Below are 23,356 nucleotides of genomic sequence, written 5' to 3'. Positions count from 1 at the left end.
ATCTGTCCGGTCCCGTGAGGCGACCGATGCGGTCGGTCGCTTCGTGAGTGATCGGCAGTTCAATCTGCCGACCACTCACGAATCTGCCGACCACACCGACCCACCGGCCCCCTGGGTGCTGGTGGTTGCCGTCGACGTGCCTCGGGCGGCCGAGGCGGTACCGCGGCTCGTGGCCGCGGTCCAGCGGGAACCCGGGGCCGACGGGGCGCACCTCGTCGCCGACGGACGGGCACAGTGGCTCGTCGGGCTGTATCGCGTCGCGGCCCTCACTGACAGACTGTCCGCGATCGCCGTCGAGCCTGACGCCCGATCCGGACGTGGCGCCTCCGTGCGGCGGCTCCTGACCGGTCTCCACCTGCTCCGGGTCCCTGACCCTGGCAGTCTGTCCGCAGATGTCGATACATGGGACGATGCCGAACGTCTCGGCGTCCGCCCCGGCCCCGCACCGAAGGAGCGACCATGACCGATCTGAAGACCTGGATCTCCGCCCTCGAGATCGAGCTGGGGCTCGAGCCGGGAACCGTGAACGTGAACGCGATCCTGGACCTGGCCCGGGATGCCGCGCACGCCGTCGCACGGCCGGCCGCGCCCGTCACCACCTACGCCGTCGGCTACGCGGCAGGCCTCGCGGCGGCCGCCGGCAAGGAGACCGACGCCGCCCGAAAGGCCCTCGACCTGGCCGACCGCTGGCCGGAACAGGCCTGAGCGCAGCCCGTGGCCACGAGGTGCGCGCCGGCCACCGGGCCGGCGCCGCTCAGGGCACCGTCACGTCGACCGGGTCGCTCACGTCCAGGCGGTCCACCCGCTCTCCGTGCTCCTGGAGGCCATGGAGCGTGACCACGCGGACCTCGTAGGTCCCCGCCGCGCGCTCGTTGTCGAAGTCGAGACCCATGCCCTCGGAGGCCTCCGTGTCCTCCTGGCACGTCGAGAACTGCGGCGCCAGCACGTCGCCCGTCCAGGTGCCGTCGGCCGCGAGCGCCTCGGCCAGCTCGTAGTCGGCCTCGTGCCAGCCCATGCCCATGTCGACGATCACCTCGTCCTGCGACCAGACGACGAGCGGGGAGCCGACGATGTCCTCGGCCGCCACGTCGCCCTCCACCTTGGCGCGCAGCGTGCCCGTCGCGACGTCGAACTCGCCGGTCACCTCGGTGGTCAGCGACGGGTCGCCGTCGTCCAGGTCGGTCACGGGCGACCCGCACGCGAAGCCGACGTCACGCATCCACTGCGGCGGCAGGTAGCCGTCGGTGTACGGGGCGACGGACCCGTCGGACGTGGAGGCCGGGCCGCCGCCGTCGCCGGACGTGCCGGGAGGCGGTCCCGACGGGTCGGGCGACCCCGGTGCGGGACCGTCCGCGGCCGTCGCGTCCGCGGCGGGCGGGGATGCGTCGTCCCGGTCCCCGGGCGGACCGGTGCCCGCGTCCGACGTCGGCCCCGAGCCGTCCTCCGCGCCCGCGCCGTCCTGGGGGTCGGTCACGCCGCCGCGCGAGGTCTCGGCGACCGGCACCCCCACCGTGCGCACTCCCCCGCCGGTGGCGTCCGCGGTGGTCACCAGCGCCAGCGCGACGCCGATCCCGGCGAGCATCGCGTATCCAGCTCCCCGCTTCACGTTCATCAGGTGCTCCCGCCCCACCGGCCTGGCCTGCCCCTGCCGGCGCTTCTTCAGGTATGACGTGCGGCGTGCGGAATGGGTTGTGGCGGTCGCCCACATCCCTCCCAGTATTTCGGCAACGTCAAGACCCGGACACCTCGGTGCCAGGGTTTGCCACACTTGCCCTCGTGCCCGCCGACCATCCGCTCCTCGACGTCCTGACCGCGCACGGAGCCCGCGCAGACCGGCTCACCCATGTGCGCACGCTGCCGGGACGTGCCGGCGAGCAGGCCGACTGGCCGCGCTGGGCCGACCCGGAGGTCGTGGCCGGGTACCGGCACCTCGGCGCGGACCGCCCGTGGGTGCACCAGGCCGAGGCCGCCGACGCCGCCTGGCACGGCCGGCACGTCGCGCTCGCCACCTCGACCGGGTCGGGCAAGTCGCTGGCGTTCTGGTTGCCGGTCCTGTCGGAGATCCGGTCCGCCGACGGCGAGCGGGGCACGACGACGAGCGGTGGCCCGCGACCGCCGTCGGCGGCGAACGCCCCGCGACCGACCGCGATCTACCTCAGCCCGACCAAGGCGCTCGCCGCCGACCAGCTCCACGCGCTGCGGCGTGTGCTCGACGCCGCCCGCACCCCCGACGTCCGTGTCACCACCTGCGACGGCGATACGCCGCGCGAGGAACGGAGCTGGGCCCAGAGCCACGCCGACGTCGTGCTGACCAACCCGGACTTCCTGCACTTCGCGCTGCTGCCGCAACATCGCCGCTGGTCACGGCTGCTGCGCGGGCTGCGGTACGTGATCGTGGACGAGGGGCACGCCTACCGCGGCGTGTTCGGCGCCCACGTGTCGCACGTCCTGCGGCGGCTGTCCCGGCTCGCGGAGCACTACGCGGCGGTCCCCGAGTTCCCGTCCACGCTCGACGGCGCTTCCGGGCTGCCCGCTCCTGCCACCTCCGCGCCCGGGGCTGCCGCCGCCGGGCCCGCTTCCGCCAGGCAGGCTTCCGCCGGGCCCGCTCCAGGTGACGGGGCCGGGCGGATCAGGTTCGTCGTCGCCTCTGCGACCAGTGCCGAGCCCGCGGTCAGCGCGGGGCGGCTGATCGGGGTGCCCGCCGAGGAGATCACCGTCGTCGACCACGACACGTCGCCCGCCGGGCGGCGCACCTTCGCGCTGTGGCAGCCGCCCGAGGTCGCGGGGTACGGGTTCGCACGGTCGGGCAGGGGCTCCGGGGCCGACGACGCCGGCGACCCGCCCGGCACCCGCAGCGCGACCGACGCCCACGACGACTCCGCCGGAACGGGCAGTCCCGGTCCCGGCGACGCGGGCGCCGTCGGCGACGACGACCCCTGGGCGCTCGACGCCGCCCCCGGGCACGAGTCGGCCCCGCCCGCCGAACGCCCGCGCGAGAACCCCCGTCGCTCCGCCACCGCCGAGGCCGCCGACCTGCTCGCCGATCTCGCCGCCGCCGGTGCCCGCACCCTGGCGTTCACGCGCAGCCGGCGGGGCGCGGAGTCGATCGCGCAGCGTGCCCGGGACCACCTGCGGCATGCGATCGCGGTGGTGCCCGCCGCCGTCCCTGCGTCCGACCGGATCGCCGCGTACCGGGGCGGATACCTTCCCGAGGAGCGCCGCGAGCTGGAGCGCGCCGTACGGACCGGGGAGATCCTGGGCCTGGCCACGACCAACGCGCTCGAGCTCGGGGTGGACATCTCCGGCCTGGACGCGGTGCTCGTCGCGGGCTGGCCGGGGACCCGCACGTCGCTCTGGCAGCAGGCGGGCCGTGCCGGCCGAGCGGGCGCCGACGGGCTGGTCGCCTTCGTGGCCCGCGAGGACCCGCTCGACACCTACCTGGTCCACCACCCCGAGGCGGTCTTCGACGCACCCCTCGAGGCCACGGTCTTCGACCCGGAGAACCCGCACGTCCTGGCACCGCACCTGTGCGTCGCCGCGCAGGAGGTACCGCTGCGGTCGGCGGACCTCGCACGGTTCGGGGACCCGCGCCACGTGCGACACGTGCTGGAGGTGCTGGTCGCGCGGGGCGCGCTGCGGCGTCGGGCCTCGGGCTGGTACTGGACCCACGCGCAGTCCGCGGCGGGGCTGACCGACCTGCGGGGGTCGGGCGGCACGCCGGTGCGGGTCGTCGAGGCGGGTTCGGGGCGGCTGCTCGGGACGGTCGACGCGCCGTCGGCGGACGGTCAGGTGCACGACGGCGCCGTGTACGTCCATCAGGGCGTGACCTACGTCGTCGACCACTTCGACCTGACGGACCACACCGCCGTCGTCGTGCGGCACGACGTCGACTACGGGACGTGGTCACGCGAGGTGATGGAGGTGGCGGTCGTCGGGGCCGACGACGACGGCGGCGCCACGGGCGGGGACCCGGAGCCCGGCGGGATGACGGTCGGGGTCGGCACCGGGGAGACGAGCGACGGGACGGGCGACGCGACGGACCGGCCCGGCGGGGCCGACGCCGGGGAGGACCGTCCGGTCGTCACGCGGAGCTGGGGGCCGATCACGTGGGGGATCGGGCCCGTCGAGGTGACGAGCCAGGTGGTGAGCTTCCAGCGGCGCAGGCTGCCGGACCTGCAGACGATGGGTACGGAGGCGCTCGACCTGCCCGAGCGCATCCTCGGGACGGTGGCGGTGTGGTGGTCGGTCCCGGACTTCGTGCTGCGGGCGGCCGGGGTGTCGGCGGAGGAGACGCCCGGGGCGCTGCACGCGGCCGAGCACGCGTCGATCGGGATGCTTCCGTTGCTGGCCACGTGCGACCGGTGGGACCTCGGCGGGGTCTCGACGGAGCTGCACGCGGACACGGGCGAGGCGACCGTCTTCGTGTACGACGCCTTCCCCGGCGGTGCGGGGTTCGCCGAGCGGGGGTTCGAGCTCGGCGCGACCTGGCTGCGCGCCACCCGCGACGCGATCGTCGGGTGCGCCTGTGCGGACGGCTGCCCAGGATGCGTGCAGTCGCCGAAGTGCGGCTCGTACAACGCGCCCCTGGAGAAGGCGGCAGCGGTGCGGCTGCTGGGCGCGGTCCTGTCACACGTTCCGTGAGCAGGGCCGCGCCCGCAACGGTCCCGGGTCAGGTCGGGGTGCCGACCTGCGGGTCCGGGAGGTAGACCGTGCCGCCTGCTGCCAGGAACTCCGCCGACTTGGCCGCCATGCCGGCCTGGGCTTCCTCCGGGGTGAGACCGTCCGCGGCCCCGGCGATCGCCTGCTGCTCCGCGGCTCCGCCGAACTCGTCGCGGATGTCCTGCGAGATCCGCATGGAGCAGAACTTCGGCCCGCACATCGAGCAGAAGTGCGCGGTCTTGGCCGCCTCGGCCGGGAGCGTCTCGTCGTGGAACTCCTGCGCGAGCTCCGGATCGAGCGACAGCGCGAACTGGTCACGCCAGCGGAACTCGAACCGGGCCTTGCTCAGCGCGTCGTCGCGGTCGCGGGCGCCCGGGTGGCCCTTGGCGATGTCGGCGGCATGGGCCGCGATCTTGTAGGTGACCACCCCGGTGCGCACGTCGTCCTTGTTCGGCAGGCCGAGGTGCTCCTTCGGCGTGACGTAGCAGAGCATCGCCGTGCCGTAGCGGGCGATCTCCGCCGCGCCGATCGCCGACGTGATGTGGTCGTAGCCGGGCGCGATGTCGGTGACGAGCGGGCCGAGCGTGTAGAACGGCGCGCCGTCGCAGAGCTCCTGCTGTCGCTCCACGTTCTCGCGCACGAGGTGCAGCGGGATGTGCCCGGGCCCTTCGACCATGACCTGCACGTCGTACCGCCAGGCTCGCTTCGTGAGCTCGGCGAGCGTGTCGAGCTCGGCGAACTGGGCGGCGTCGTTCGCGTCGGCGATGGATCCGGGGCGCAGGCCGTCGCCGAGCGAGAACGCGACGTCGTAGGCGGCGAAGATCTCGCAGAGCTCGTCGAAGTGCGTGTAGGTGAAGTTCTCCTGGTGGTGCGCGAGGCACCAGCCGGCCATGATCGAGCCGCCGCGCGAGACGATCCCCGTGACACGGTTGGCGGTCAGCGGCACGTACCGCAGCAGCACGCCGGCGTGCACCGTCATGTAGTCGACACCCTGCTCGCACTGCTCGATGATCGTGTCGCGGTAGATCTCCCAGGTCAGGGCGTTCGCGTCGCCGTTGACCTTCTCCAGCGCCTGGTAGATCGGGACCGTGCCGATGGGGACCGGGGAGTTGCGCAGGAGCCACTCCCGGGTGGTGTGGATGGCGTCGCCCGTGGACAGGTCCATCACGGTGTCCGCGCCCCAGCGGGTCGCCCACTGGAGCTTCTCCACCTCCTCCGCCACCGAGCTGTGCACGGCGGAGTTGCCGATGTTCGCGTTCACCTTCACGGCGAAGGCCTTGCCGATGATCATCGGCTCCGACTCGGGGTGGTTGACGTTGTTCGGGATGATGGCGCGCCCGGCGGCCACCTCGGACCGGACCAGCTCGACGTCGCAGCCCTCCCGGACCGCGACGAAACGCATCTCCGGGGTGATCTCGCCGCGGCGGGCGTAGTGCAGCTGCGTGACGGTGCGGCCGGGGAGCGCGCGGCGCGGCGGGCGGCGGGACCCCTTCCACTCGTCGGCGGACGCCGGGCCGCCGGCATGCCGCGCAGCGTCCTCGCCGGCGGACGAGCGTGCCGCACGGCGAGCCGCCCCACGGCCGTCGTCGGTCGGGTGAGCCGCGCGACCCTTGTACTCCTCGGTGTCGGCGCGTTCCGTGATCCAGCCGGTCCGGCCCGGTGGGAGGCCGTGGTTCGGGTCGCACGCCGGGCCGTCCGTCCGGTAGACCCGGACGGGGTCGTTCGGGGTGCCGTCGGGGGACGGCGCGAGCGTGATCTCCGTGACCGCGACGTGCAAGCCGCTCTCGTGGTCGACGTCGTACGTGAGCGCGCGTGAAGAAATGGTCGTCATCAACTCTCCAACTTCCTACGCCGGAATTACCCGGTCAGGTTCGACGGTCCGAGCCGCGACAGCCCGATCTCAGCCCTTGCGAGGGCACCCGTGGGATCGAGGCTTACGTTACAACATGTCAGTATCTGTGCGTCAACACTGGCGCCAAGCGGCGGCAGCTCCACGCCCCTGGTTCGCAAAATAGCCTCTGACCTGGGATGATGCGACCTCGTGGATGATATGACCGTGCAACGCGTACCCCCAGGACCGGTTCTCGACGCCTTGCGCTCTTACCACTGGCTGCCCGCCCGGTGGGACTCCGTCCACGCGGTCCTCCTCGAGGCCGCGCTCGACCTCGCCGACGGCGACCCGCGCCGCCTCCGGATCGAGGACGACGGCACCATCACCGTCCTGAACCATCCCGCCGATCCCGAGGACCAGGCCTGACACGCCGCGCCGGGCGACCGTCGCGCAGGGAAGGCGACGCACCACCTTCTCCCGCGCGACGTCCTACTCACCGAGCCGCTTGAACGGCCGCGTGGAGAACACGACCTCGACCGCCACGTCGAAGTACTCGGCGATCCGGAGCGCGAGGTACAGCGACGGGCTGTACTCCCCTCGCTCCAGATAGCCCACCGTCTGGTAGTGCACGCCGAGCGCCTCGGCGAGCTCGCGCCGCGAGATCCCACGTTCGGCCCGGAGCATCGCGATCCGGTTGTGGACGACGTCGGTCGTGGTCTCGCCCACCACTCACCACCCCTGCGCCATGACACGGTCCCGCGCCGCCGCCACCGCTGCCCCGGACGCCCGGCGGGCCATCCGCCGCAGCACGATCGGCGCGACGGTCAGGCCCAGCGCGGCCCAGATGCCGAGCACACCGAACATCTCGAGCGTGCGCCAGGACTCGCCGATCTCGGCGACGACCATCTCGTCCGGGAGCATCGCCGACCGGGCACCGAGCCCGAGCCAGTAGTACGGGAACGCCTGGCCGATCCACTGCAGCCAGGAAGGCAGGGCAGTGAGCGGATAGAAGATCCCCGACACGACCAGGAGCGCCATCGAGACCAGCATGAGCAGCCCCGTCTGCGACGCGGTCTTGAACAGGGACCCGAGCGCCACACCGATGGGCACGGTCGCGACCATGCCCATCACGAAGATCACCACCAGGGTCGCCCAGGTCCGGGCGTCGATCCGCAGGTCGCCCGCCACCGTGATGCCGGGGATGACCAGCAGGGCAAGGCTGATCAGCGTCGTCGCGCCGAACATGACCACCTTGCCGAACAGGTAGCCGATCATCCCGTTCGGCGTGGCCTTGGCCCGCAGCAGCGTCCCGTCCTCGCGGTCCGTCGCGATGGCCCCGGCAGGCCCGGTCAGCCCGCCGAACGCGATGGACATGCCCACGATGCTCGGCAACACCATGGCGCCGAGCTCGAAGTCGGTGCCGGGCACCGAGCTACCGCGCATGAACAGCAGCACCACCGCGAAGATCACGGGCATCAGGAAGAACCAGAGGATGTCCCCGGGCTCCCGGAGCGACTGCTTGGTCTCCAGCCAGCCACGGACGAGTCCGGCACGGACCGCCGTCCACCGGGCGTCGGGCGTCGCCGCCGTCATGAGCGCACCTCCTGGGTCTCGTCGTCCTTGCTCGTCACGCCGTCGCCGGTCGCGTCCGGTCCCGGATCGTCCGGTCCTGGCTCGGACGAGCCCGGCTCGTCCGAGCCGCTCCCGGGCGCGCCCTGGCCCGTCTCCGCACGGTGCACGAGCGACATGTACGTGTCCTCCAGGCTGGCCCGGCGCACCTCGAGCTCGGTGACCTCAGGGTCCGACCCCAGCAGGTCGCGGACGAACACGGTGGGATCATTCTGCTCGACGGCGTGCACGTGGCGGCGTCCGTCCGCGGTCCAGCGCACCTCCGCTCCCGTGGCCATCTGGCGCGCCAGCTCGTCCGCCGAGCCGTTCGCCACGATCGTGCCCTGGTCGAGGATCAGGATCCTGTCGGCGAGCTTCTCCGCCTCGTCGAGGTCGTGGGTGGTGAGCAGCACCGTCGTGTTCTCGAAGTCGGACAGCCGGTGCACGAGGTCGTGGAACTCGCGGCGGGCGTGCGGGTCGAAGCCCGCCGTCGGCTCGTCCAGGAAGATCAGCTCCGGCCGGCCGACGATCCCGATCGCCACGTCGAGGCGGCGACGCTGGCCGCCGGAGAGCGACTTGATCTTCAGGTTCGCGTGCTCCGTGAGGCCGACGACGCCGAGCAACTCCTCCACGTCCCACGGCCGTTCGATCTCGGGGATCGAGAAGGGCACGTAGAACCGGGCGAGATAGTCGAGGAGCTCACGCACCTTCCACCGGCCATGGTCCCGCCACGACTGCAGCACGACGCCGAGCCTGGCCCGCCATGCCTCGTCGCCGGACGCCGGATCCTGCCCCAGCACCATGACTTCTCCGGCGGACCGGGTGCGGAACCCCTCCAGGATCTCGATGGTGGTGCTCTTGCCGGCCCCGTTGGGGCCGAGCAGCGCGAGCACCTCCCCACGACCTGCCGTGAACGAGACGCCGGTGAGCACGTCCTTGGTTCCGTAGCGCATCCGCAGGTCCCGGACGTCCAGCGCCACGTCCGCCGAGCCTTGCGGCGGCTGCATGCCTGTCATCGCACCCTCCTTATTGTTCGTAGCAGGAATGCTATGGCTCGTAGTGATGTCATGTCACGCTGTTTTCCCCTCAGCCGCGTCAGACCCGGAGGATCAGGCTCCCGTCCCGTACTCCCAGTGCCACGCCTCGGGCTTGGATCCGCTCGGCTCCGCCCAGGTGGGGTGGATCCAGCCGGACGCGCCCGCGTTCGCCGCCATCCACCGGTACTCGGCCGTGCCGAACCCCTGGATCCCGCCGCCCAGATCGACCGCCTGCCCCCACCCGTGGTTCGACGTCCCCGGCGGTGCCGCCAGCGCGCCCTTGCTCGCCTTCACCGCCACCTGCGCCTCGTACGACCGATACGAGTCGGTCACCGTCAGGTGGCGCCCGAACACCGCGCCGAAGGCCACGTTCAGCTCCTCGATCGCCACCGCCGCGTCGCACCGCAGCTCGTGCCCCGGCGCGAACGACAGGTCGCACAGCGCGCTCGACGGGATCCGACCGTTGCCGTACCGCATGGCAGCCCCGGCCAGGCCCGGCACCTGCCCCGCCCGCTGCCGGCCGGCCCAGCCCGGCACACCCGGTCCCCGTGCGAGCTGCCCGCCCTCGGCCACCGTCGCGCGCAGTCCCGCACGGGCGGCCACCTGCGCGGCACCGAGCGAGGGCCACCGGCCCGGCAGCGCCACCGCCCGGCGGACCTCGACGCGGACGACGCCGGCCTCCGGGACGTCGCACGACGTCGCCTCGGCCCCGTTCCGGGCGACCACGGAGGCCGCCGTCGCGCACCCGTCGCCACCGTCCCGGAGGGCCGTGGCCCCGGCCAGCGCACCGAGGTCGGCGGCGGACTGCGCCGCACCCCGGCCGTTCTGCGCCGCACCGAGCGCGGCCAGCCCGGCCATGAGCAGCAGCACGGCACCGACGATCCCCAGCACGAGCACCGTGCCCGCACCTCGTTCGACCGGCCGCCCGCTCACGGTTCCGCCCGGGCCGTCGCCGTGCCGCGTGCCCGCAGCGGGTCGACGGCGCTCAACCCGTTCGCCACCGGCTTCGTCACGGTCACCTGCACCCACTCGCCGTCGCGGTCGATCGACAGGTCGGTGTCGTCGCCGCCGACCCGTGTGACGACCCGCTCGACCGCCGCGTCGTCGTCCCCGATCGCGACGGCCCGTGCGCCCGCCCGGGCCGCGTCCACGGCGCGCATCTGCGCCCCGGACGCGGCCACGAGCGTGAGGACCGCGACCAGGACCAGCACCACGGCGGGGAGAGCGACCGCGATCTCGGCCGTCACGGCCCCGCGCTCCGTACCCCGGTTCGCGGCCATCGTCAGCCGCCGAGTGCCGAGGTGATCAGCGACATCAGCATGCCCTTCACCGCACCGCCCTTGAGCAGGGCCGTGAGCAGGCCGGCGAACCCGACCGCCCCCAGGGTCGCGATCGCGTACTCGGCCGTCGCCATCCCGCCCTCGGGGTCGCTCCCCGGCGCCTCCTGCACTGCCTGCCCGACCGCTCCGGCCGGACCGACGGCCTTCGTGTCCGTCATCGTGATCTCCTCTCCTTCGTTCCCGCCACCCCGTGCGGCGGGACGTCTCACACGGCCGCCGCGCGACGCGGCGGCGCTCCGAGACCGCCGGGTGGCGGACTCGACCCCCCGGACGGGGGAAGCTCGCGGTGCCTGCCGGGTGCCGGCCCGGTGCGCGTCAGGTGCCGAGCAGGCCGATACCCATCGCGAACAGCACCGGGACCAGCCCGACCAGCACGAAGGCCGGCAGATAGCAGCAGCCCAGCGGAAGCACGAGGCGCACGCCGAGCCGTGCCGCGGCGGTCCGGGCCGCGGCGCTCCGTTCACGGCGGGCTTCCTGACCTGCGGCGCGCAGCGCCTCGCCGGGGGCCGCACCGTCGACCCACGCACCACGCAGCGCGCGGACGACCGGCAGGAGCGGTTCCGGTGCGTCCACCCAGGCCTGTCCCCAGGTCGCACCGAGCACCAGCGCATCGGCGGCACGCTCGAGCGCGGCCCCGCTCCTCCCGGCGACGGCGCGCCCGACGGCACCCAGGGCCCGGGGCACGCCGGATCCCGCACCGAGCGCCGCCGCGAGCAGATCGAGCAGCACCTGCACGTCGATCTCGCCACCACGCGACCGGTCCCGCGCCAGGGCCACCAGCCGCGCGGACCAGACCCACCCGGCGACCACGAGCACGACACCGAGGAAGACCGCCGCACTGCCGAGACCGCCGTCCGTCGCCACGCCGACCGTGTCGGCGCCGAGCAGCCACCCGAGACCGGCGCCCGCGAGAGGCAACCAGAGGATCACTCGCGCCGTCGTCCGCGGGCCCGCGATCGCCGCCTCACGCTCGGCACGCGCCTCGGCGTCCCGGACGAGCGAGTCCGCCACCGCCTCCAGCACCTGGCCGAGCGGGGCGCCGACGTCGAGCGCGAGCCGGGTCGCCACCGCGACCGAGCGCGCGCTCCGTGTCCCGAGCAGCCCGCCGAGAGCCCCGGCGTCGGGCACGCCCGCGAGATCGACGGGGACGCCCGCCGCCCGGGACCAGGCCGTCCCGGGAGCGACACCCGCCCGCAGCAACGCGACCACCTGGAGCACCAGCACTCGCACCGGCAGGTCACCGCCCGGTGCCCCCAGGTGCCGCGCACGCCGCGCGACGCCCTCGCCCCCTCTTCCTCTCTCGGCGCCCGGCTCTGGCGCACCGTGCGCGCGTGCCGCCCCCCTCACCGCGATCCGGAGCTCGCCCACCCGACGCCCGACCGGGGCGAACCCGAGCCGCACCGCGGCCGCGACCAGTGCTCCGACGGCGAGCACCGGGCCGATCTCCGCTCCGCCCGTCACGCTCACCACGGTCCGAACCTCCCGGTCAGGTCCTGCCACGCGGCCGGATCGACCTCGTGCGCCCGCCGCCCGTCCCACCACGCCGCCCGGCGCACCGTGAGCTCTCCGCCCTCTTCCCTGCCCACCACGCCGACCTCCGCGAGGAACCGCACGCCCCGGGCACGTCGCAGGTGCAGCACGACGTCGAGCGCCCCGGCCGCCTGCGCCGCCACGGCGTCGCGCGGCATCCCGGCGAGCGCCGCGAGGGCCTCCAGCCGCGCGGGCACCACCGCGACGGCGTTGGCGTGCAGGGTCGCGAGCCCGCCGTCGTGCCCGGTGTTCATGGCCATGAGCACGTCGCGGACCTCGGGGCCGCGGCACTCGCCGAGCACGATCCGGTCGGGCCGCATGCGCAGCGCGTCGCGGACGAGATCGGCGAGGTCGATGCCGCCGGCGCCCTCGACGTTCGAGCGCCGCGTCACGAGCGGCATCACGTGCGGGTGGTTCGTCATGAGCTCCCGCGCCTCCTCGACGGTGACGATCCGCTCCCCGCCGCCCGCGAGGGAGAGCAGCGCCGCCAGCAGCGTCGTCTTCCCGGTCCCGGTCCCGCCGCTGATCAGGATGTTCGCTCGCCGCTCGACCAGGGCTCGGAGCATCCCGACCCAGGCGGCGGGCAGCGCCCCGCCCGCCACGAGCTCGTCGAGCGAGAACGCACGCGTCCGCAGCACGCGGAGCGAGACCGCGGCGCCGGCCGGTGCGAGGGGTTCGAGGACCGCGTGCAGCCTCGTCCCGTCGGGCAGCCGGGCGTCGACGCTGGGCTGGGCGTCGTCCAGCCGCTGCCCGCCGATGGCCGCCAGCCGGACGGCCAGGGCGCGGAGGTCCGCCGTCGTCCCGAGGCGCACGTCGACGCGTTCCAGCCCGCGCCCGCGGTCGATCCAGACGTCGTCCGGGCCGTTGACCAGGACATCGGTGACGTCCGGCGTCTCGAGCAGCGGCTGCAGGGGACCCGCGCCCAGCAGCTCCGCCCGTGCCTCCCGGTCCAGCGCTGCGAGCGCCGTCGAGCCCAGCACGCGACCGCTGTCCCGTACCGCCTCGCGCACGGCGTCCGCCGAGTCCATGCCGCCGCGCGCGATGCGGGCCCGCACGGAGTCGAGCAGAGCGGGGTCGAGCAGCGCCGGGTCGCGGGGCACGGGGTCACGGGGCACCGGGCGGACCGCTCCGGCGCTCACAGTGCCCGTCCCAGCTCGGTCGCGAGCCGCCCGACGGCGTTGCGGCGCCCGGCAGGCGGCCCCTCGCCGCGCTCGACCGCTCCCGGCAGGGTCCGGTCGCGCAGCAGGACTCCGTCCACGGGCAGCCCGAGCGCCGTCCCGAGCGCGTCCGGGTCGACCTGCCCGGGTGCGGGGCCGCGGACGACCACGCGGACGTCGCGCACCCCGGTGGCGACGAGCTGGTCGCGCACGAGCTCCGCGCCGGCAGCGCCGGGAAAGGTCAGGGGCGTCACCAGCACGACCGCGTCGCATCCGCGCAGCAGGGCCCGCACCGCCCCGGACCAGGCGCTGGGCCGCGGAAGGTCGAGCACCACCGCGTGCCCCGACTGCACGATCCCCGCGCACACGTCCAGCGTGACGTCGTCCGACGGCGGCTCGGACCGCCGCCTCCCGCTCACGACCGGCACGCCGCGCCAGGCGGGCAGGGCCTGAGCCAGGGCCGCGCCGTCGACCTCGCCCCGGGCCGCGGACAGCTCGGGCCACCGCACGCCCCGCACGTCCTCGATTCCCAGCAGCATCTCGATCCCGGCCGCACCCTGATCGAGATCGACCAGCACGGCCGGTTCCCCTCGCCGGGTCATGCCCAGCGCCGTCGCGGCGGCCACCACGGTCGTCCCGACGCCTCCGCTCGCGCCGGTCACGGCGATCACACGCCCCTGCCGCCCCATCTCGGTCCCCCGTCCGCCGGGCGCGCCCGGCCGTAGCCCGTCTCTCTCCGCGCCGTCGGGACGTCCGGTACCCGCCGCCCGTCGCTGCCGCGCGGCCCGTCCGGGACCGCACCCGCATCCGGCGCGTGCCACCAGGCTTCCTCGGCCCCGACCGCTCCGCCCCACCGCCCGGAGCCCCTTGTCGACAGGTCGCGGATCCACAGCCCCGACGTCGACGTCGAACCGTTGCGGCGCCGTCACGACGGTCCACCCAGCCCGGGCAAGACCTCTCACCTTTTCCCGCAGCGGGTGAAATCTGCTCCCCGCCCGCCGTCTGGCATCGGTCAGAACGGACACGCCCGCTAGGCTCGAAGGGTGACCTACGAGGCACCATCGCCAGCCACGACCGGCCGCACCCCCACGGCGGGCCGTACCGCGGCGTTCTTCGACCTGGACAAGACGATCATCGCGACGAGCTCGTCGCAGGCGTTCTCGAAGCCCTTCATCGCCGGCGGGCTCATCAGCCACGCCGACGTGCTGCGCAGCGCCTACGCGCACTTCCTGTTCCTCATCGGGAACGCGGACGAGGACCAGACCGAGCGGATGCGCGCGCACCTGAGCGCGCTCGCGAAGGGCTGGGACGTCCGCAAGGTCCGCGAGATCGTCGCCGAGACGGTCCACGAGCACATCGACCCGTACGTCTACGCGGAGGCGGTCGAGCTCATCGAGGACCACCACGGCCTCGGGCACGACGTCGTCGTCGTCTCCGCCTCGGGCGCCGAGCTCGTCGAGCCGATCGCCGCGGTGCTCGGCGCGGACCATGTGCTCGCCACCCACATGGAGGTGGTCGACGACCACTACACCGGCGAGATCGACTTCTACAACTACGGCGAGAACAAGGCGGCCGGCATCCGTGAGCTCGCCGCTCGTGAGGGATACGACCTCGCGGGGAGCTTCGCCTACTCCGACTCGATCACTGACTCCCCGATGCTGGGCAGCGTCGGGCACGCGTTCGTCGTCAACCCGGACCGCAACCTCCGCCGGCTCGCCGCCGAGTCGGGCTGGGGCGACCTGCACTTCACCAAGCCGATCGCGCTCCAGCCGCGCGTCGAGCCGATCCCCGTCGCGGCGGTCGTCGGCACGGTCGCGATCGGGGTGGCGGCGTTCTTCGTGGTGCGCCACCTGCGTCGTCGCCGGCGAGGCTGACGCCCGGGGCCGCAGGCCCGCAGCCGACGACGACGCCCCGCACCTCGCACTACCGGCCGCGGAACTCCGGCGGCCGCTTCTCCCGGAACGCCGTGAACCCCTCCCCGTAGTCGGCGGTGTCGCGGAGGGCCGCCTGCCCCTGGTTCTCCCGCTCCATGGCCGTCCACAGCCCGAGGCGCCGGTCCCGGATCTCCGCCACGATCTCCTTGCTCACGGTGAAGGCCCTGGTCGGGCCGACCGATGCCCGTCGCGCCGCCGCACGCGTCGCGCTGAGCACCTCGTCGGCGGGAAGGCTCCGTGAGAACAGCCCGGCCCGCACGGCCTCCGCTCCGCTCAGCAGGTCTCCCGTGTAGATCAGGTCCAGGGCGCGATGCGCCCCCAGCCGTTCCACGAACAGCGCGTGCCCGCCCGAGTCGAGCACGGCGCCGAGCCGGCCGAACGGCGAGCCCACCTTCGCGTCGTCGGCCAGGTAGACGACGTCGGTCGCGATGAGCAGGCCGAGCCCGACGCCCAGGCAGGCCCCGTGCCCGACGGCGAACGTCGGCGCCGGGAGGCGCGCGAGCCGCCGCAGCACCGGCTCGACCCGCCCGCCGAGGAACCCGAGCACGTCGTCGGTCGCCGGGTCCACGTGCGCGATGTCCCGCCCGGCGCAGAACGCCTTGCCCTCGCCGCGCAGCAGCAGCGCCCGCACGCCCTGCGCCTCGGCCGCGGCGAGCGCCTCGTCGAGCTCGTGGAGCCCTGCCTCGTCGAGCGCGTTCAGCCGGTCGGGCGAGTCGAGCACCACCTCGGCCACGCCGTCGTCCACGGACATCCGGATCATCATCGACCTCCTCGCCTGGGCGCACTCTGCGCCGGCAACATTACCAACCGATCGTTCGGTCAATATAGTGACGGGCATGACAGACCAGACCGTCCCGATCGCGCCGCCGCGCCGCGGCCGTCCGGGCTACGACCGGCAGGGGTTGCTCGACGTCGCCGTCGGGACGTTCATCGAGCGGGGCTACGACGCCACCTCCATCGCGACGCTCGCCGAGCGGCTCGGCCTGTCCAAGTCGGCGATCTACCACCACTTCTCCTCCAAGGAACAGATCCTCGCGGCAGCCCTGGACGAGGCCCTGACCGGGCTGGAAGCCGCCGTCGCCCGTCCCGGCGAGGACGATGCCCGGGGCGAGGGCACGACCGCCGCCGGCCGGCTCGAGTCCGTGCTCCGGGAAGCGGTGCACGTCCTCGTGGACCGCCTCCCGTACGTCACGCTCCTGCTCCGGGTACGCGGCAACACCGACACCGAGCGCGCGGCCCTCGCCCGCCGCCGCGCCTTCGACAAACAGGTCACCGCCCTGCTCGAAGCCGCCCAGCGGTCCGGCGAGCTCCGCTTGGACGTGGACCCTCGCGTCGCCGAGCGCCTCATCTTCGGGATGATCAACTCGATCGTCGAGTGGTACCGGCCGGGCGGCCGCGAGTCCGCGACCACGCTCGCCGACGACGTCGTCGCCCTGGCCCTCACCGGCCTCCGGCCGGCCAGGTCTTCGCGACCAGCGTGAGGACGTCGTAGGTCGCGACCGTCTCGTCCTCCTGGTTGCGCAGGACCGCGTCCCAGCGGACCTCGCCGTAGTCGTCGGTCTCACGCGGGATGATCTGCTGGGCCGTGAGCGTCACCGTGACTGTGTCCCCCGGCGACACGGGCGTGAGGAACCGCAGGTTCTCCAGCCCGTAGTTCGCCAGCACCGGCCCCGGGTCGGGGTCGACGAACAGCCCTGCCGCGAACGACACGAGCAGGTACCCGTGCGCCACCCGTCCCGGGAAGAACGGGTTGGCCGCCGCGGCCGCCTCGTCCATGTGCGCGTAGAACGTGTCACCCGTGAAGTCGGCGAAGTGCTCGATGTCCTCGAGCGTCACCTCGCGCGGCCCCGCCACGACCTGGTCACCGATCCGCAGGGCGGTGAGCGGCTTCCGGAACGGGTGCGCGTAGCCGGCCTCGGCCTTCCGCGCCGGCGCCCCCGCGTGCCACACGCCGGTCAGCTCGGTGAGCATCCGCGGCGAGCCCTGGATCGCGGTCCGCTGCATGTGGTGCCGCACCGCGCGGATGCCGCCGAGCTCCTCCCCGCCGCCGGCGCGCCCCGGCCCGCCGTGCACGAGGTGCGGTACCGGCGCACCGTGCCCGGTCGAGGTCCGCGCGTCGTCCCGGTCGAGGAACAGCACGCGCCCGTTGGCCGCACAGAGCCGCCCGAACAGCGCGGCGGCCACCTCGGGATCGCTCGTCGCCACCGAGGTCACCAGCGATCCGCCGCCCCGCTCGACGAGCTCGGCGGCGTGGCCCACGTCCCGGTAGCCCACCACGCCGACCACGGGGCCGAACGCCTCGACGTCGTGCAGCGCCGACGCCTCCGCGTCGTCGAACCGGAGCAGCAGGGGTGCGGCGAACGCGCCGTCGGGTGCCTCCCCGACGCTGCCGTCGCGGCGCACCACCTCGGGCGGCGCCGTGAAGTCCGCGGGCCCGGCGACGACCGTCCCGCCCGCGCCGATCAGCTTCTCCACCTGCCGGTACAGCTCGTCACGCTGCTCCCGGGAGGCGAGCGGCCCCATCGTCACGCCGTCGGCACGCGGGTCGCCGACAGTGACCTTCTCCGCGAGCCGCGCACCCACCGCGGCCACGACGACGTCCACGAGCCGCTCGGGCACGATCGCGCGACGGATCGCCGTGCACTTCTGGCCCGCCTTGGTCGTCATCTCGGCCACCAGCTGCTTGACGTAGGCGTCGAACTCGACGGAACCCGGGACGCCGTCGGGCCCGAGCACGCTGGCGTTGATCGAGTCGGCCTCGGCGGTGAACCGGACCCCCTCGGGGACGTCGCCCCGCAGCCGGCGCGCGGTGTCGGCGCTGCCGGTGAAGGCGACGGAGTCACCGAGCCGCAGGTGCCCCAGCAGGTCCCGCGCGCTGCCCGAGACGAGCTGCAGCGCACCGTCCGGCAGCAGGCCGGCGTCCACGAGGACCCGCACCCACGCCTCGGTGAGGTAGGCGGTGGGGGTCGCGGGCTTGATCACGGTCGGCACCCCGGCCAGGAACGCCGGAGCGAACTTCTCCAGCGGCCCCCACACGGGGAAGTTGAAGGCGTTGACCTGCACCGCGACACCCGACAGCCGCGTGTACACGTGCCGCCCGAGGAACGAGCCGTCCTTCGACAGGGCCTCCGGCGGGCCGTCCAGGACCAGGTTCGCGTTCGGCAGCTCGCGCCGCCCCTTGGACGAGTAGGTGAAGAGCACCCCGATCCCGCCGTCGACGTCGAACGCCGAGTCGCGCGCGGTCGCACCCGTCCGCGCGGAGACCTCGTAGAGCGCGTCCTTGTGCGCGGTGAGCTCGACCGCCATCCGCTTGAGCAGCACGGCGCGCTCGTGGATGGTCAGGTCACCGAGGGTCTTCTGCCCGACGTCGCGCGCGTGGTCCAGCACAGCGGCCAGGTCGAGACCGTCCGCGGAGACGCGGGCGACCGGCTCGCCGGTCGAGGCGTCGTGGACGACGACGGCCCGGGGCGCCTCGGGCGCGTCCGTGGCGGTCGCGGCGCCGTCGGCGGTCTCCGACCCGGCGGGCGTCCACCAGCCGTCGTGAACGTACGACGGCAGCACGGGCACGGTGTTCGTCATCGGTACTCCTTCGTGTCAGGGGCAGGAGCAGCCGGGTCGCGACGCTCCTTGCGCTCCAGGAACGCCGACATGCGCCGGCGTTTCTCCTCGCTCTCGAACAGCTCCGCCTGGAGCTCCAGCTCGAGCCGGGGGTGCTGACCCGGCCGGGCTCGCAGAGCGGTCTTCGTGTGCCGGACGGCCTGGGGAGCCAGTCCGGCGATCCTGTCGGCGAGGTCGTGGGCTGCCATCAGGAGGTCTTCAGGTGCGTGCAGCGCCGTGACGACGCCCCAGGCCAGGGCCTCGTCACCGGTCAGGACGCGGGCGGTGAGCAGCAGCTCGGCCGCGCGGGTCGCACCGACCGTCGCGGGCAGCCGCCAGGTCGCGCCCGCGGCGGGCATGATCCCGAGCGTGGGCTCCAGGCTGCCGATCCGCATCCGCGGTGTGCCGATCCGCAGGTCGGCGGCGTAGGCGAGCTCGGCGCCGCCGCCGAGCGCGTAGCCGTCGATCGCGGCGATCACCGGCATCGGCAGCGCGGCGACCCGGTCGAAGGCGTGGGTGTTGATCCCCGCGCGGGCGTCGTCGCCGTCGCGCATCAGCAGCTCGGCGATGTCGGCACCGGCGGCGAAGTCGCCGTTCGCGCCGGTGAGGATCAGCGTCCGCGGCTCGACCTCGAGTTCGGCGCACAGCGCGTGCAGCGCCTCGGTCGTCGCGTGGTCGACGGCGTTCCGGGCGCCCGGCCGGTCCAGCGTGGCGACGACACGATCGGCCGCCCGCTCCACGCGGAGCGGGCCGGTCTCCTCGCGCTGGGACATGTGCACCCCCCGACGACGTCGTCCAGGTCTCCGACCGGGAATTAGTGACCGATCGTTCAGGAACTCATCCTGCCACACGGCCCGATGGAAGGAAACCGTCGACAGTGCGCAGCGGTCTCGTCCCCGGTACCAGGCCGCACGGCCCGCATGTCAGCCACCCGCCGTACTCTCGCCCCATGCCCAGCAAGCACCGGCTCTCCGTCACCCAGGCGCGGCGCATCGCGCTCCGTGCCCAGCTGCTCGATGCGCGGCGGCCGGTCGACCTCGTGCACACGGTGGAGGACCTGACGTTCCTGGCGGTGGACCCGACGTCGGCGATCGCGCCCGCGACCGACCTGATCTCGTGGTCGCGGCTCGGCAGCGGCTACTGGCCCGGCGCCGTGGACGACGCCATCGCCGACGGCATGCTCTTCCAGCTGCGCGGCACCGTGCGCTCGATGGGAGACCTGCCGCTCTACCTGGAGCAGATGACGCGATGGCCGCAGCACGACGGGCTGCGCGCGTGGCTGACGGAGAACGCGAGCTTCGAGCGGGACATCCTGCGCCTCCTGGAGGCCGAGGGGCCGATGCTCGCCAAGGACATCCCCGACACCGCGGTGACCCCGTACCGCTGGGGTGCCGAGGGCTGGAGCAGCCGGCGCAGCGTGGCGGAGATGCTGGAGGCGCTCAACATGCAGGGCAAGCTCGCGATGGTCGGGCGCAAGGGCCGCCAGCGGCTCTGGGACCTGGCCGAACGGGCCTATCCACGGGTGGATCCCGTGCCGCTGCAGGACGCCCGGCGGGAGCGCGTCGGCCGGCGGCTCGCCGCCGAGGGCATCGCCCGCCCGCGGGTGCAGAGCAGGCCCGGCGACGGCGACGGCTGGTGGACCGACCTGCCCGGCGAGCAGGTCGAGGTCGAGGGGACCGACGGCGAGTGGCGCGTGGACCCGGAGCTCCTGGAGCACGCCGACGACGACTTCGAGCCGCGCACGGCCCTGCTCTCCCCGTTCGACGCGCTCATCGCCGACCGTCGGCGCCTGCTCGACCTCTTCGACTACGAGTACATCCTGGAGATGTACAAGCCCAAGGCACAGCGCCGCTGGGGGTACTTCGCGCTGCCGGTCCTGCACGGAGACCGGTTCGTCGGAAAGCTCGATGCCAAGGCGGAGCGCAAGGCCGGCGTGCTGACCGTGTTCGAGCTGCACGAGGACCTCCCGTTCGACGGCCACGTCATGGACGCGGTGCACGCCGAGGTGGAACATCTCGCGTCGTGGCTGCGCCTGGGCGAGGTGCGCTACGCCCGTGGAGACGAGTAGCGCGGGCAGGAACCGCCACGCGGTGGCTCCCCGCCCGCACGTCGCCGCTCAGCGCTTCGCCTGAGCCGCCATCTCGTGCATGTACGGCGCCACGACCTCCGGCGACACCTTCGCGTCGACCACGAGCGTCCCGCGCGCACCGTGCCGCACCCACTGGACCACCCAGTCGAGGTCGGTCGGGCGCTTCACGGTCACGGCCTGCGCCCCGAACCCGCGAGCGATCGCGGCGAAGTCCATCTCGCTGACGCGCATCACTCCCTGGTCCAGCCCTTGCGACCCGTACTGGTGCACCTCGGCGCCATAGACGGCGTCGTTCACGACGAGCACGAGCGTCGACCGGCCGAGCCGCACCACGGTCTCCAGGTCGGCGATCCCCATGACGCCGCCGCCGTCGCCCGTGACGATCACCGTCAGTGCGTCGGGGCGGGCCACGAGGGCGCCCGGCGCGGAGGGGAAGCCGAGCCCGATCGACTGGAACGCGGTCCCGACCAGGAGCGTCGCGTCCGGCCGGGGGACCGACAGGTAGCTGGGCGCCCAGCCGATGAAGTGGCCGCCATCGGACACCACCTGCCGGTCCTTCGGGAGCATCCGGTCCAGGTAGGTGAACAGGGAGCGAGGGTCCAGGCGGCCGTCCCGGGCGACGCCGTCGCCCGTCTCGCGGACGTTGTGCAGGTCGCGCTCCCCGGCCTCGTGGGCGACGCCGGACCAGGGTTCGACCGGCGTCTCCCCTGCCTCGAGCGCGCCGAGCAGCGCGACGACGGTCCGCCCGACGTCCGCCCGCAGGTGCAGCCCGACGCCGGCGTGGGTCGGTCGCGCGGCGACATCGACCTGCGCCACCTTCGCCTCGGGCGCGAACGCCGTGCCGAACCCGGTCTGGAAGCCGTTGAGCCCGGCGCCGAGCACCAGCACGACGTCGGCCTGCCGGATCAGCTCGGCAGCGGGCGGGGAGGCGAAGCCTCCGCACACGCCGACGTCGTACCGGCGACCGGCGAACAGCCCGCGGGCCGGGGCGGACGTCGCGGTGAGGGCGCCGATCCGGTCGGCCAGCAGCCGCACCTCGGCGGCGGCGCCCACCGCCCCGCGGCCTGCCAGGACGAGTGGGCGCTTGGCCTCGCTGATCAGCGAGGCGACGGCCTCGATCTGCTCCTCTCGCGGACCGGCGGCCTCGGGCGGCGGCTCCAGCGCGGGGACGGTGTCGTCCCGCGCCTCGGCGGTGGCCAGGTCGTACGGGATGCCCAGCACGACGGGACGCCGCCGGACCAGCGCCTCCTGGACGGCGGCGACCGCCTGCCGCCCCGGGGCGGCAGGGTTCACGTGCCGCACCAGCGCACCCGCCGCGCGGGCGATCGACGCCTGGTCGACGTCGATGTCCCGCTGCCCGCCGGACGGCGCGTCGCCCGTCACCAGGAGCATCGGGGTGCGGGCGAGAGCGGCCTCGGCGAGCGGGGTCACCGCGTTGGTGAATCCGGGACCGTAGGTGGTGGTCGCGACCGCGAGGCGACCCGTGGCCCGGTGGTAGGCGTCCGCCGACGCGACGGTCGCCGCCTCGTGGCGCACCGCGGTGACGCGCGCTTCCGTGCGGCTCAGGGCATCCAGGAGGTGGGCGTTCCCGTTGCCCATCAGGGCGAAGACGTCATCGGCGCAGGCCGCGACGGCATGGGCGACAGCTTCGGAGACCGTGGTCATGAATGTCGTCGTTCCTCTCGCTCCGCGCGCCGGACGGGATCGCCGCCGGCGTCGAGATTCCGTTGTCCCGCTCCGGGCGTCCGGAGCCGGTTCGGATCGCATCGCCCCTGGTCAAGGGCTCCGCTTCCCGTTCGGGCCGGGTGGCCCGGTCGACCAGGAGGCTGCTCCGGCACTCGGGCTCGCCGGGACAGCACGCTGGTCTGCTCACGTCCGGGCGGTTCGCGCCCGGGCCGAGAGGTATTCGTTCATGGTGCGCAGCTTGTGGTTCCGGACCGCCCGCTCGACGTCGTCCAGCGGGGCGCCGGCGGTGACGAGCGCGAGGATCCGGTCGTGCTCCTCGACGGAGACGGCGGGACGGCCGGGCATCGCGGCGAAGCTGGAGCGCCTCACCAGTGACATGTGCAGCCACTCGCGCCGCAGCAGGCCGAGCAGGTGCTCGTTGGGGCAGGCCCCGCAGAGCACGCGGTGGAACTGCTCGTTCAGGGCGGTGAACCGCACCGGGTCGAACCCGCTGCCCAGCAGCTCGCGCATGTCCTCGTTGAGCGACCTGGCCCGCTCGAGCCGGTCGCCGTCCAGGTGGGGCGCGGCCAGGCCGGTGGCGGCGCCCTCCAGCCAGGCCAGGGTCTGCATGGCATCCGCGTACTGTCCGACGTCGACCCCGCGCACCTCGGCGCCCACGTTCCGGGTGAACGTCACCAGGCCCTCCGCCTCCAGCCGGCGCACTGCCTCACGCACCGGCACGGGGCTGACGTCGAGCTCGCGCGCGATCTGGTCCAGGACCAGGCGGTAGCCGCTGGTGTACTGGCCTTCCAGGATGCGTTCGCGCAGCGTGCGATAGACGCGCTCGGACTTGGAGACCTTCTCCGGGGCCTCTGTCACGACCGGTTCCTCCTTCGCAACCATCGTGTT

Annotated in this window: 23 protein-coding genes and 1 riboswitch; of the genes, 7 read left to right on the top strand and 16 right to left on the bottom strand. The window is 73.9% G+C overall.

Translation table 11 applies throughout. The features are described 5' to 3' along the window. Together mobA and ACYU96_RS18820 are read left to right on the top strand one after the other, a co-directional pair. The coding region (mobA, locus tag ACYU96_RS18825) for a molybdenum cofactor guanylyltransferase (RefSeq protein ID WP_460757041.1) at nt 1–463 on the top strand (463 nt) is incomplete at its 5' end. Further along, entirely contained in the window at nt 460–705 is a 246-nt protein-coding gene (locus ACYU96_RS18820) for a DUF6457 domain-containing protein (RefSeq protein WP_460757038.1), read from the top strand. The genes mobA and ACYU96_RS18820, both read left to right, overlap by 4 nt. Nucleotides 706–754: 49 nt before the next feature. Here ACYU96_RS18820 and ACYU96_RS18815 read toward each other — a convergent pair whose 3' ends face one another. Further along, nucleotides 755–1,612: a hypothetical protein gene (locus ACYU96_RS18815; protein ID WP_460757035.1), complete on the bottom strand. Its 858-nt coding sequence runs from the start codon at nt 1,610–1,612 to the stop codon at nt 755–757. Nucleotides 1,613–1,776: 164 nt separating this feature from the next. Between ACYU96_RS18815 and ACYU96_RS18810 the strand changes: the two genes are divergently transcribed. Further along, nucleotides 1,777–4,641 carry a DEAD/DEAH box helicase gene (locus ACYU96_RS18810; protein ID WP_460757033.1) on the top strand — a complete coding sequence of 955 codons (2,865 nt, stop codon included), beginning with the start codon at nt 1,777–1,779 and terminating at the stop codon, nt 4,639–4,641. 28 nt (nt 4,642–4,669) lie between these two features. On the opposite strand, the gene thiC is transcribed toward ACYU96_RS18810, so the two are convergent. After that, the gene (gene thiC / locus ACYU96_RS18805) at nt 4,670–6,490 is read right to left on the bottom strand and encodes a phosphomethylpyrimidine synthase ThiC (RefSeq protein WP_460757030.1); all 1,821 of its coding nucleotides are present in this window, start codon (nt 6,488–6,490) and stop codon (nt 4,670–4,672) included. Next, nucleotides 6,486–6,590, bottom strand: a riboswitch (TPP riboswitch). (Overlaps the previous gene by 5 nt.) Nucleotides 6,591–6,715: 125 nt before the next feature. Here thiC and ACYU96_RS18800 point away from each other — a divergent pair. Next, nucleotides 6,716–6,916: a hypothetical protein gene (locus ACYU96_RS18800; RefSeq protein WP_460757027.1), complete on the top strand. Its 201-nt coding sequence runs from the start codon at nt 6,716–6,718 to the stop codon at nt 6,914–6,916. A 63-nt stretch (nt 6,917–6,979) separates the two neighbouring features. On the opposite strand, the gene ACYU96_RS18795 is transcribed toward ACYU96_RS18800, so the two are convergent. From ACYU96_RS18795 to ACYU96_RS18755, 9 genes are all read right to left on the bottom strand, one after another. Beyond that, nucleotides 6,980–7,216 carry a helix-turn-helix transcriptional regulator gene (locus ACYU96_RS18795; protein ID WP_460757025.1) on the bottom strand — a complete coding sequence of 79 codons (237 nt, stop codon included), beginning with the start codon at nt 7,214–7,216 and terminating at the stop codon, nt 6,980–6,982. A gap of 3 nt (nt 7,217–7,219) precedes the next feature. Then, on the bottom strand, nt 7,220–8,083 hold the full coding sequence (locus tag ACYU96_RS18790; RefSeq protein ID WP_460757023.1) for an ABC transporter permease: 864 nt from the start codon (nt 8,081–8,083) through the stop codon (nt 7,220–7,222). Then, the gene (locus ACYU96_RS18785) at nt 8,080–9,114 is read right to left on the bottom strand and encodes an ABC transporter ATP-binding protein (protein WP_460757021.1); all 1,035 of its coding nucleotides are present in this window, start codon (nt 9,112–9,114) and stop codon (nt 8,080–8,082) included. The genes ACYU96_RS18790 and ACYU96_RS18785 overlap by 4 nt, the downstream gene beginning before the upstream one ends. A 93-nt stretch (nt 9,115–9,207) precedes the next feature. After that, the gene (locus tag ACYU96_RS18780; protein ID WP_460757018.1) at nt 9,208–10,068 is read right to left on the bottom strand and encodes an Rv3654c family TadE-like protein; all 861 of its coding nucleotides are present in this window, start codon (nt 10,066–10,068) and stop codon (nt 9,208–9,210) included. After that, nucleotides 10,065–10,382, bottom strand: coding sequence for a TadE family type IV pilus minor pilin (locus tag ACYU96_RS18775; RefSeq protein WP_460757016.1), 318 nt, complete (start codon nt 10,380–10,382; stop codon nt 10,065–10,067). The genes ACYU96_RS18780 and ACYU96_RS18775 overlap by 4 nt, the downstream gene beginning before the upstream one ends. 35 nt (nt 10,383–10,417) lie before the next feature. Continuing rightward, nucleotides 10,418–10,633: a DUF4244 domain-containing protein gene (locus ACYU96_RS18770; RefSeq protein WP_460757013.1), complete on the bottom strand. Its 216-nt coding sequence runs from the start codon at nt 10,631–10,633 to the stop codon at nt 10,418–10,420. Between the two features lie 157 nt (nt 10,634–10,790). Next, on the bottom strand, nt 10,791–11,945 hold the full coding sequence (locus ACYU96_RS18765; RefSeq protein WP_460757011.1) for a type II secretion system F family protein: 1,155 nt from the start codon (nt 11,943–11,945) through the stop codon (nt 10,791–10,793). Further along, complete coding sequence (locus ACYU96_RS18760; protein WP_460757008.1) at nt 11,939–13,120, bottom strand: TadA family conjugal transfer-associated ATPase; 1,182 nt, start codon at nt 13,118–13,120, stop codon at nt 11,939–11,941. Before ACYU96_RS18760 ends, ACYU96_RS18765 begins: the two co-directional genes overlap by 7 nt. Before the next feature lie 20 nt (nt 13,121–13,140). Continuing rightward, entirely contained in the window at nt 13,141–13,833 is a 693-nt protein-coding gene (locus ACYU96_RS18755) for a CpaE-like family protein (RefSeq protein WP_460757005.1), read from the bottom strand. Between the two features lie 372 nt (nt 13,834–14,205). On the opposite strand from ACYU96_RS18755, the gene ACYU96_RS18750 reads away from it, so the two are divergent. After that, a complete protein-coding gene (locus ACYU96_RS18750) occupies nt 14,206–15,036 on the top strand; it encodes an HAD family hydrolase (RefSeq protein ID WP_460757002.1) in 831 nt (276 codons plus the stop codon). Nucleotides 15,037–15,085: 49 nt separating this feature from the next. On the opposite strand, the gene ACYU96_RS18745 is transcribed toward ACYU96_RS18750, so the two are convergent. Continuing rightward, nucleotides 15,086–15,856, bottom strand: coding sequence for an enoyl-CoA hydratase/isomerase family protein (locus ACYU96_RS18745; protein WP_460757000.1), 771 nt, complete (start codon nt 15,854–15,856; stop codon nt 15,086–15,088). 76 nt (nt 15,857–15,932) lie between these two features. Between ACYU96_RS18745 and ACYU96_RS18740 the strand changes: the two genes are divergently transcribed. Then, complete coding sequence (locus ACYU96_RS18740; RefSeq protein WP_460756997.1) at nt 15,933–16,577, top strand: TetR/AcrR family transcriptional regulator; 645 nt, start codon at nt 15,933–15,935, stop codon at nt 16,575–16,577. Here the strand turns inward: ACYU96_RS18740 and paaZ are convergent. Beyond that, entirely contained in the window at nt 16,537–18,675 is a 2,139-nt protein-coding gene (paaZ, locus tag ACYU96_RS18735; protein ID WP_460756994.1) for a phenylacetic acid degradation bifunctional protein PaaZ, read from the bottom strand. The genes ACYU96_RS18740 and paaZ overlap by 41 nt on opposite strands. Then, entirely contained in the window at nt 18,672–19,466 is a 795-nt protein-coding gene (locus ACYU96_RS18730; RefSeq protein ID WP_460756991.1) for an enoyl-CoA hydratase/isomerase family protein, read from the bottom strand. The genes paaZ and ACYU96_RS18730 overlap by 4 nt, the downstream gene beginning before the upstream one ends. Before the next feature lie 176 nt (nt 19,467–19,642). Between ACYU96_RS18730 and ACYU96_RS18725 the strand changes: the two genes are divergently transcribed. Further along, on the top strand, nt 19,643–20,761 hold the full coding sequence (locus tag ACYU96_RS18725; RefSeq protein ID WP_460756988.1) for a DNA glycosylase AlkZ-like family protein: 1,119 nt from the start codon (nt 19,643–19,645) through the stop codon (nt 20,759–20,761). A 48-nt stretch (nt 20,762–20,809) separates the two neighbouring features. On the opposite strand, the gene ACYU96_RS18720 is transcribed toward ACYU96_RS18725, so the two are convergent. Together ACYU96_RS18720 and ACYU96_RS18715 are read right to left on the bottom strand one after the other, a co-directional pair. Beyond that, a complete protein-coding gene (locus tag ACYU96_RS18720; RefSeq protein WP_460756986.1) occupies nt 20,810–22,447 on the bottom strand; it encodes a thiamine pyrophosphate-binding protein in 1,638 nt (545 codons plus the stop codon). A 204-nt stretch (nt 22,448–22,651) separates the two neighbouring features. Continuing rightward, nucleotides 22,652–23,326: a GntR family transcriptional regulator gene (locus ACYU96_RS18715; RefSeq protein ID WP_460756984.1), complete on the bottom strand. Its 675-nt coding sequence runs from the start codon at nt 23,324–23,326 to the stop codon at nt 22,652–22,654. Between the last annotated feature and the right edge of the window lie 30 nt (nt 23,327–23,356).

The organism is Myceligenerans cantabricum (assembly GCF_054777735.1).
Note: the sequence above shows the minus strand (reverse complement) of the source record. Positions and strands in the feature narration are given on the sequence as shown.

Coding starts and splice junctions, on each gene's coding strand:
- ACYU96_RS18720 (WP_460756986.1), bottom strand. CDS start 22,447: ATGACCACGGTCTCCGAAGCTGTCGCCCATGCCGTCGCGGCCTGCGCC.
- ACYU96_RS18730 (WP_460756991.1), bottom strand. CDS start 19,466: ATGTCCCAGCGCGAGGAGACCGGCCCGCTCCGCGTGGAGCGGGCGGCC.
- ACYU96_RS18785 (WP_460757021.1), bottom strand. CDS start 9,114: ATGACAGGCATGCAGCCGCCGCAAGGCTCGGCGGACGTGGCGCTGGAC.
- ACYU96_RS18745 (WP_460757000.1), bottom strand. CDS start 15,856: ATGATCCGGATGTCCGTGGACGACGGCGTGGCCGAGGTGGTGCTCGAC.
- paaZ (WP_460756994.1), bottom strand. CDS start 18,675: ATGACGAACACCGTGCCCGTGCTGCCGTCGTACGTTCACGACGGCTGG.
- ACYU96_RS18725 (WP_460756988.1), top strand. CDS start 19,643: ATGCCCAGCAAGCACCGGCTCTCCGTCACCCAGGCGCGGCGCATCGCG.
- ACYU96_RS18790 (WP_460757023.1), bottom strand. CDS start 8,083: ATGACGGCGGCGACGCCCGACGCCCGGTGGACGGCGGTCCGTGCCGGA.
- ACYU96_RS18820 (WP_460757038.1), top strand. CDS start 460: ATGACCGATCTGAAGACCTGGATCTCCGCCCTCGAGATCGAGCTGGGG.
- ACYU96_RS18770 (WP_460757013.1), bottom strand. CDS start 10,633: ATGACGGACACGAAGGCCGTCGGTCCGGCCGGAGCGGTCGGGCAGGCA.
- ACYU96_RS18740 (WP_460756997.1), top strand. CDS start 15,933: ATGACAGACCAGACCGTCCCGATCGCGCCGCCGCGCCGCGGCCGTCCG.
- ACYU96_RS18815 (WP_460757035.1), bottom strand. CDS start 1,612: ATGAACGTGAAGCGGGGAGCTGGATACGCGATGCTCGCCGGGATCGGC.
- thiC (WP_460757030.1), bottom strand. CDS start 6,490: ATGACGACCATTTCTTCACGCGCGCTCACGTACGACGTCGACCACGAG.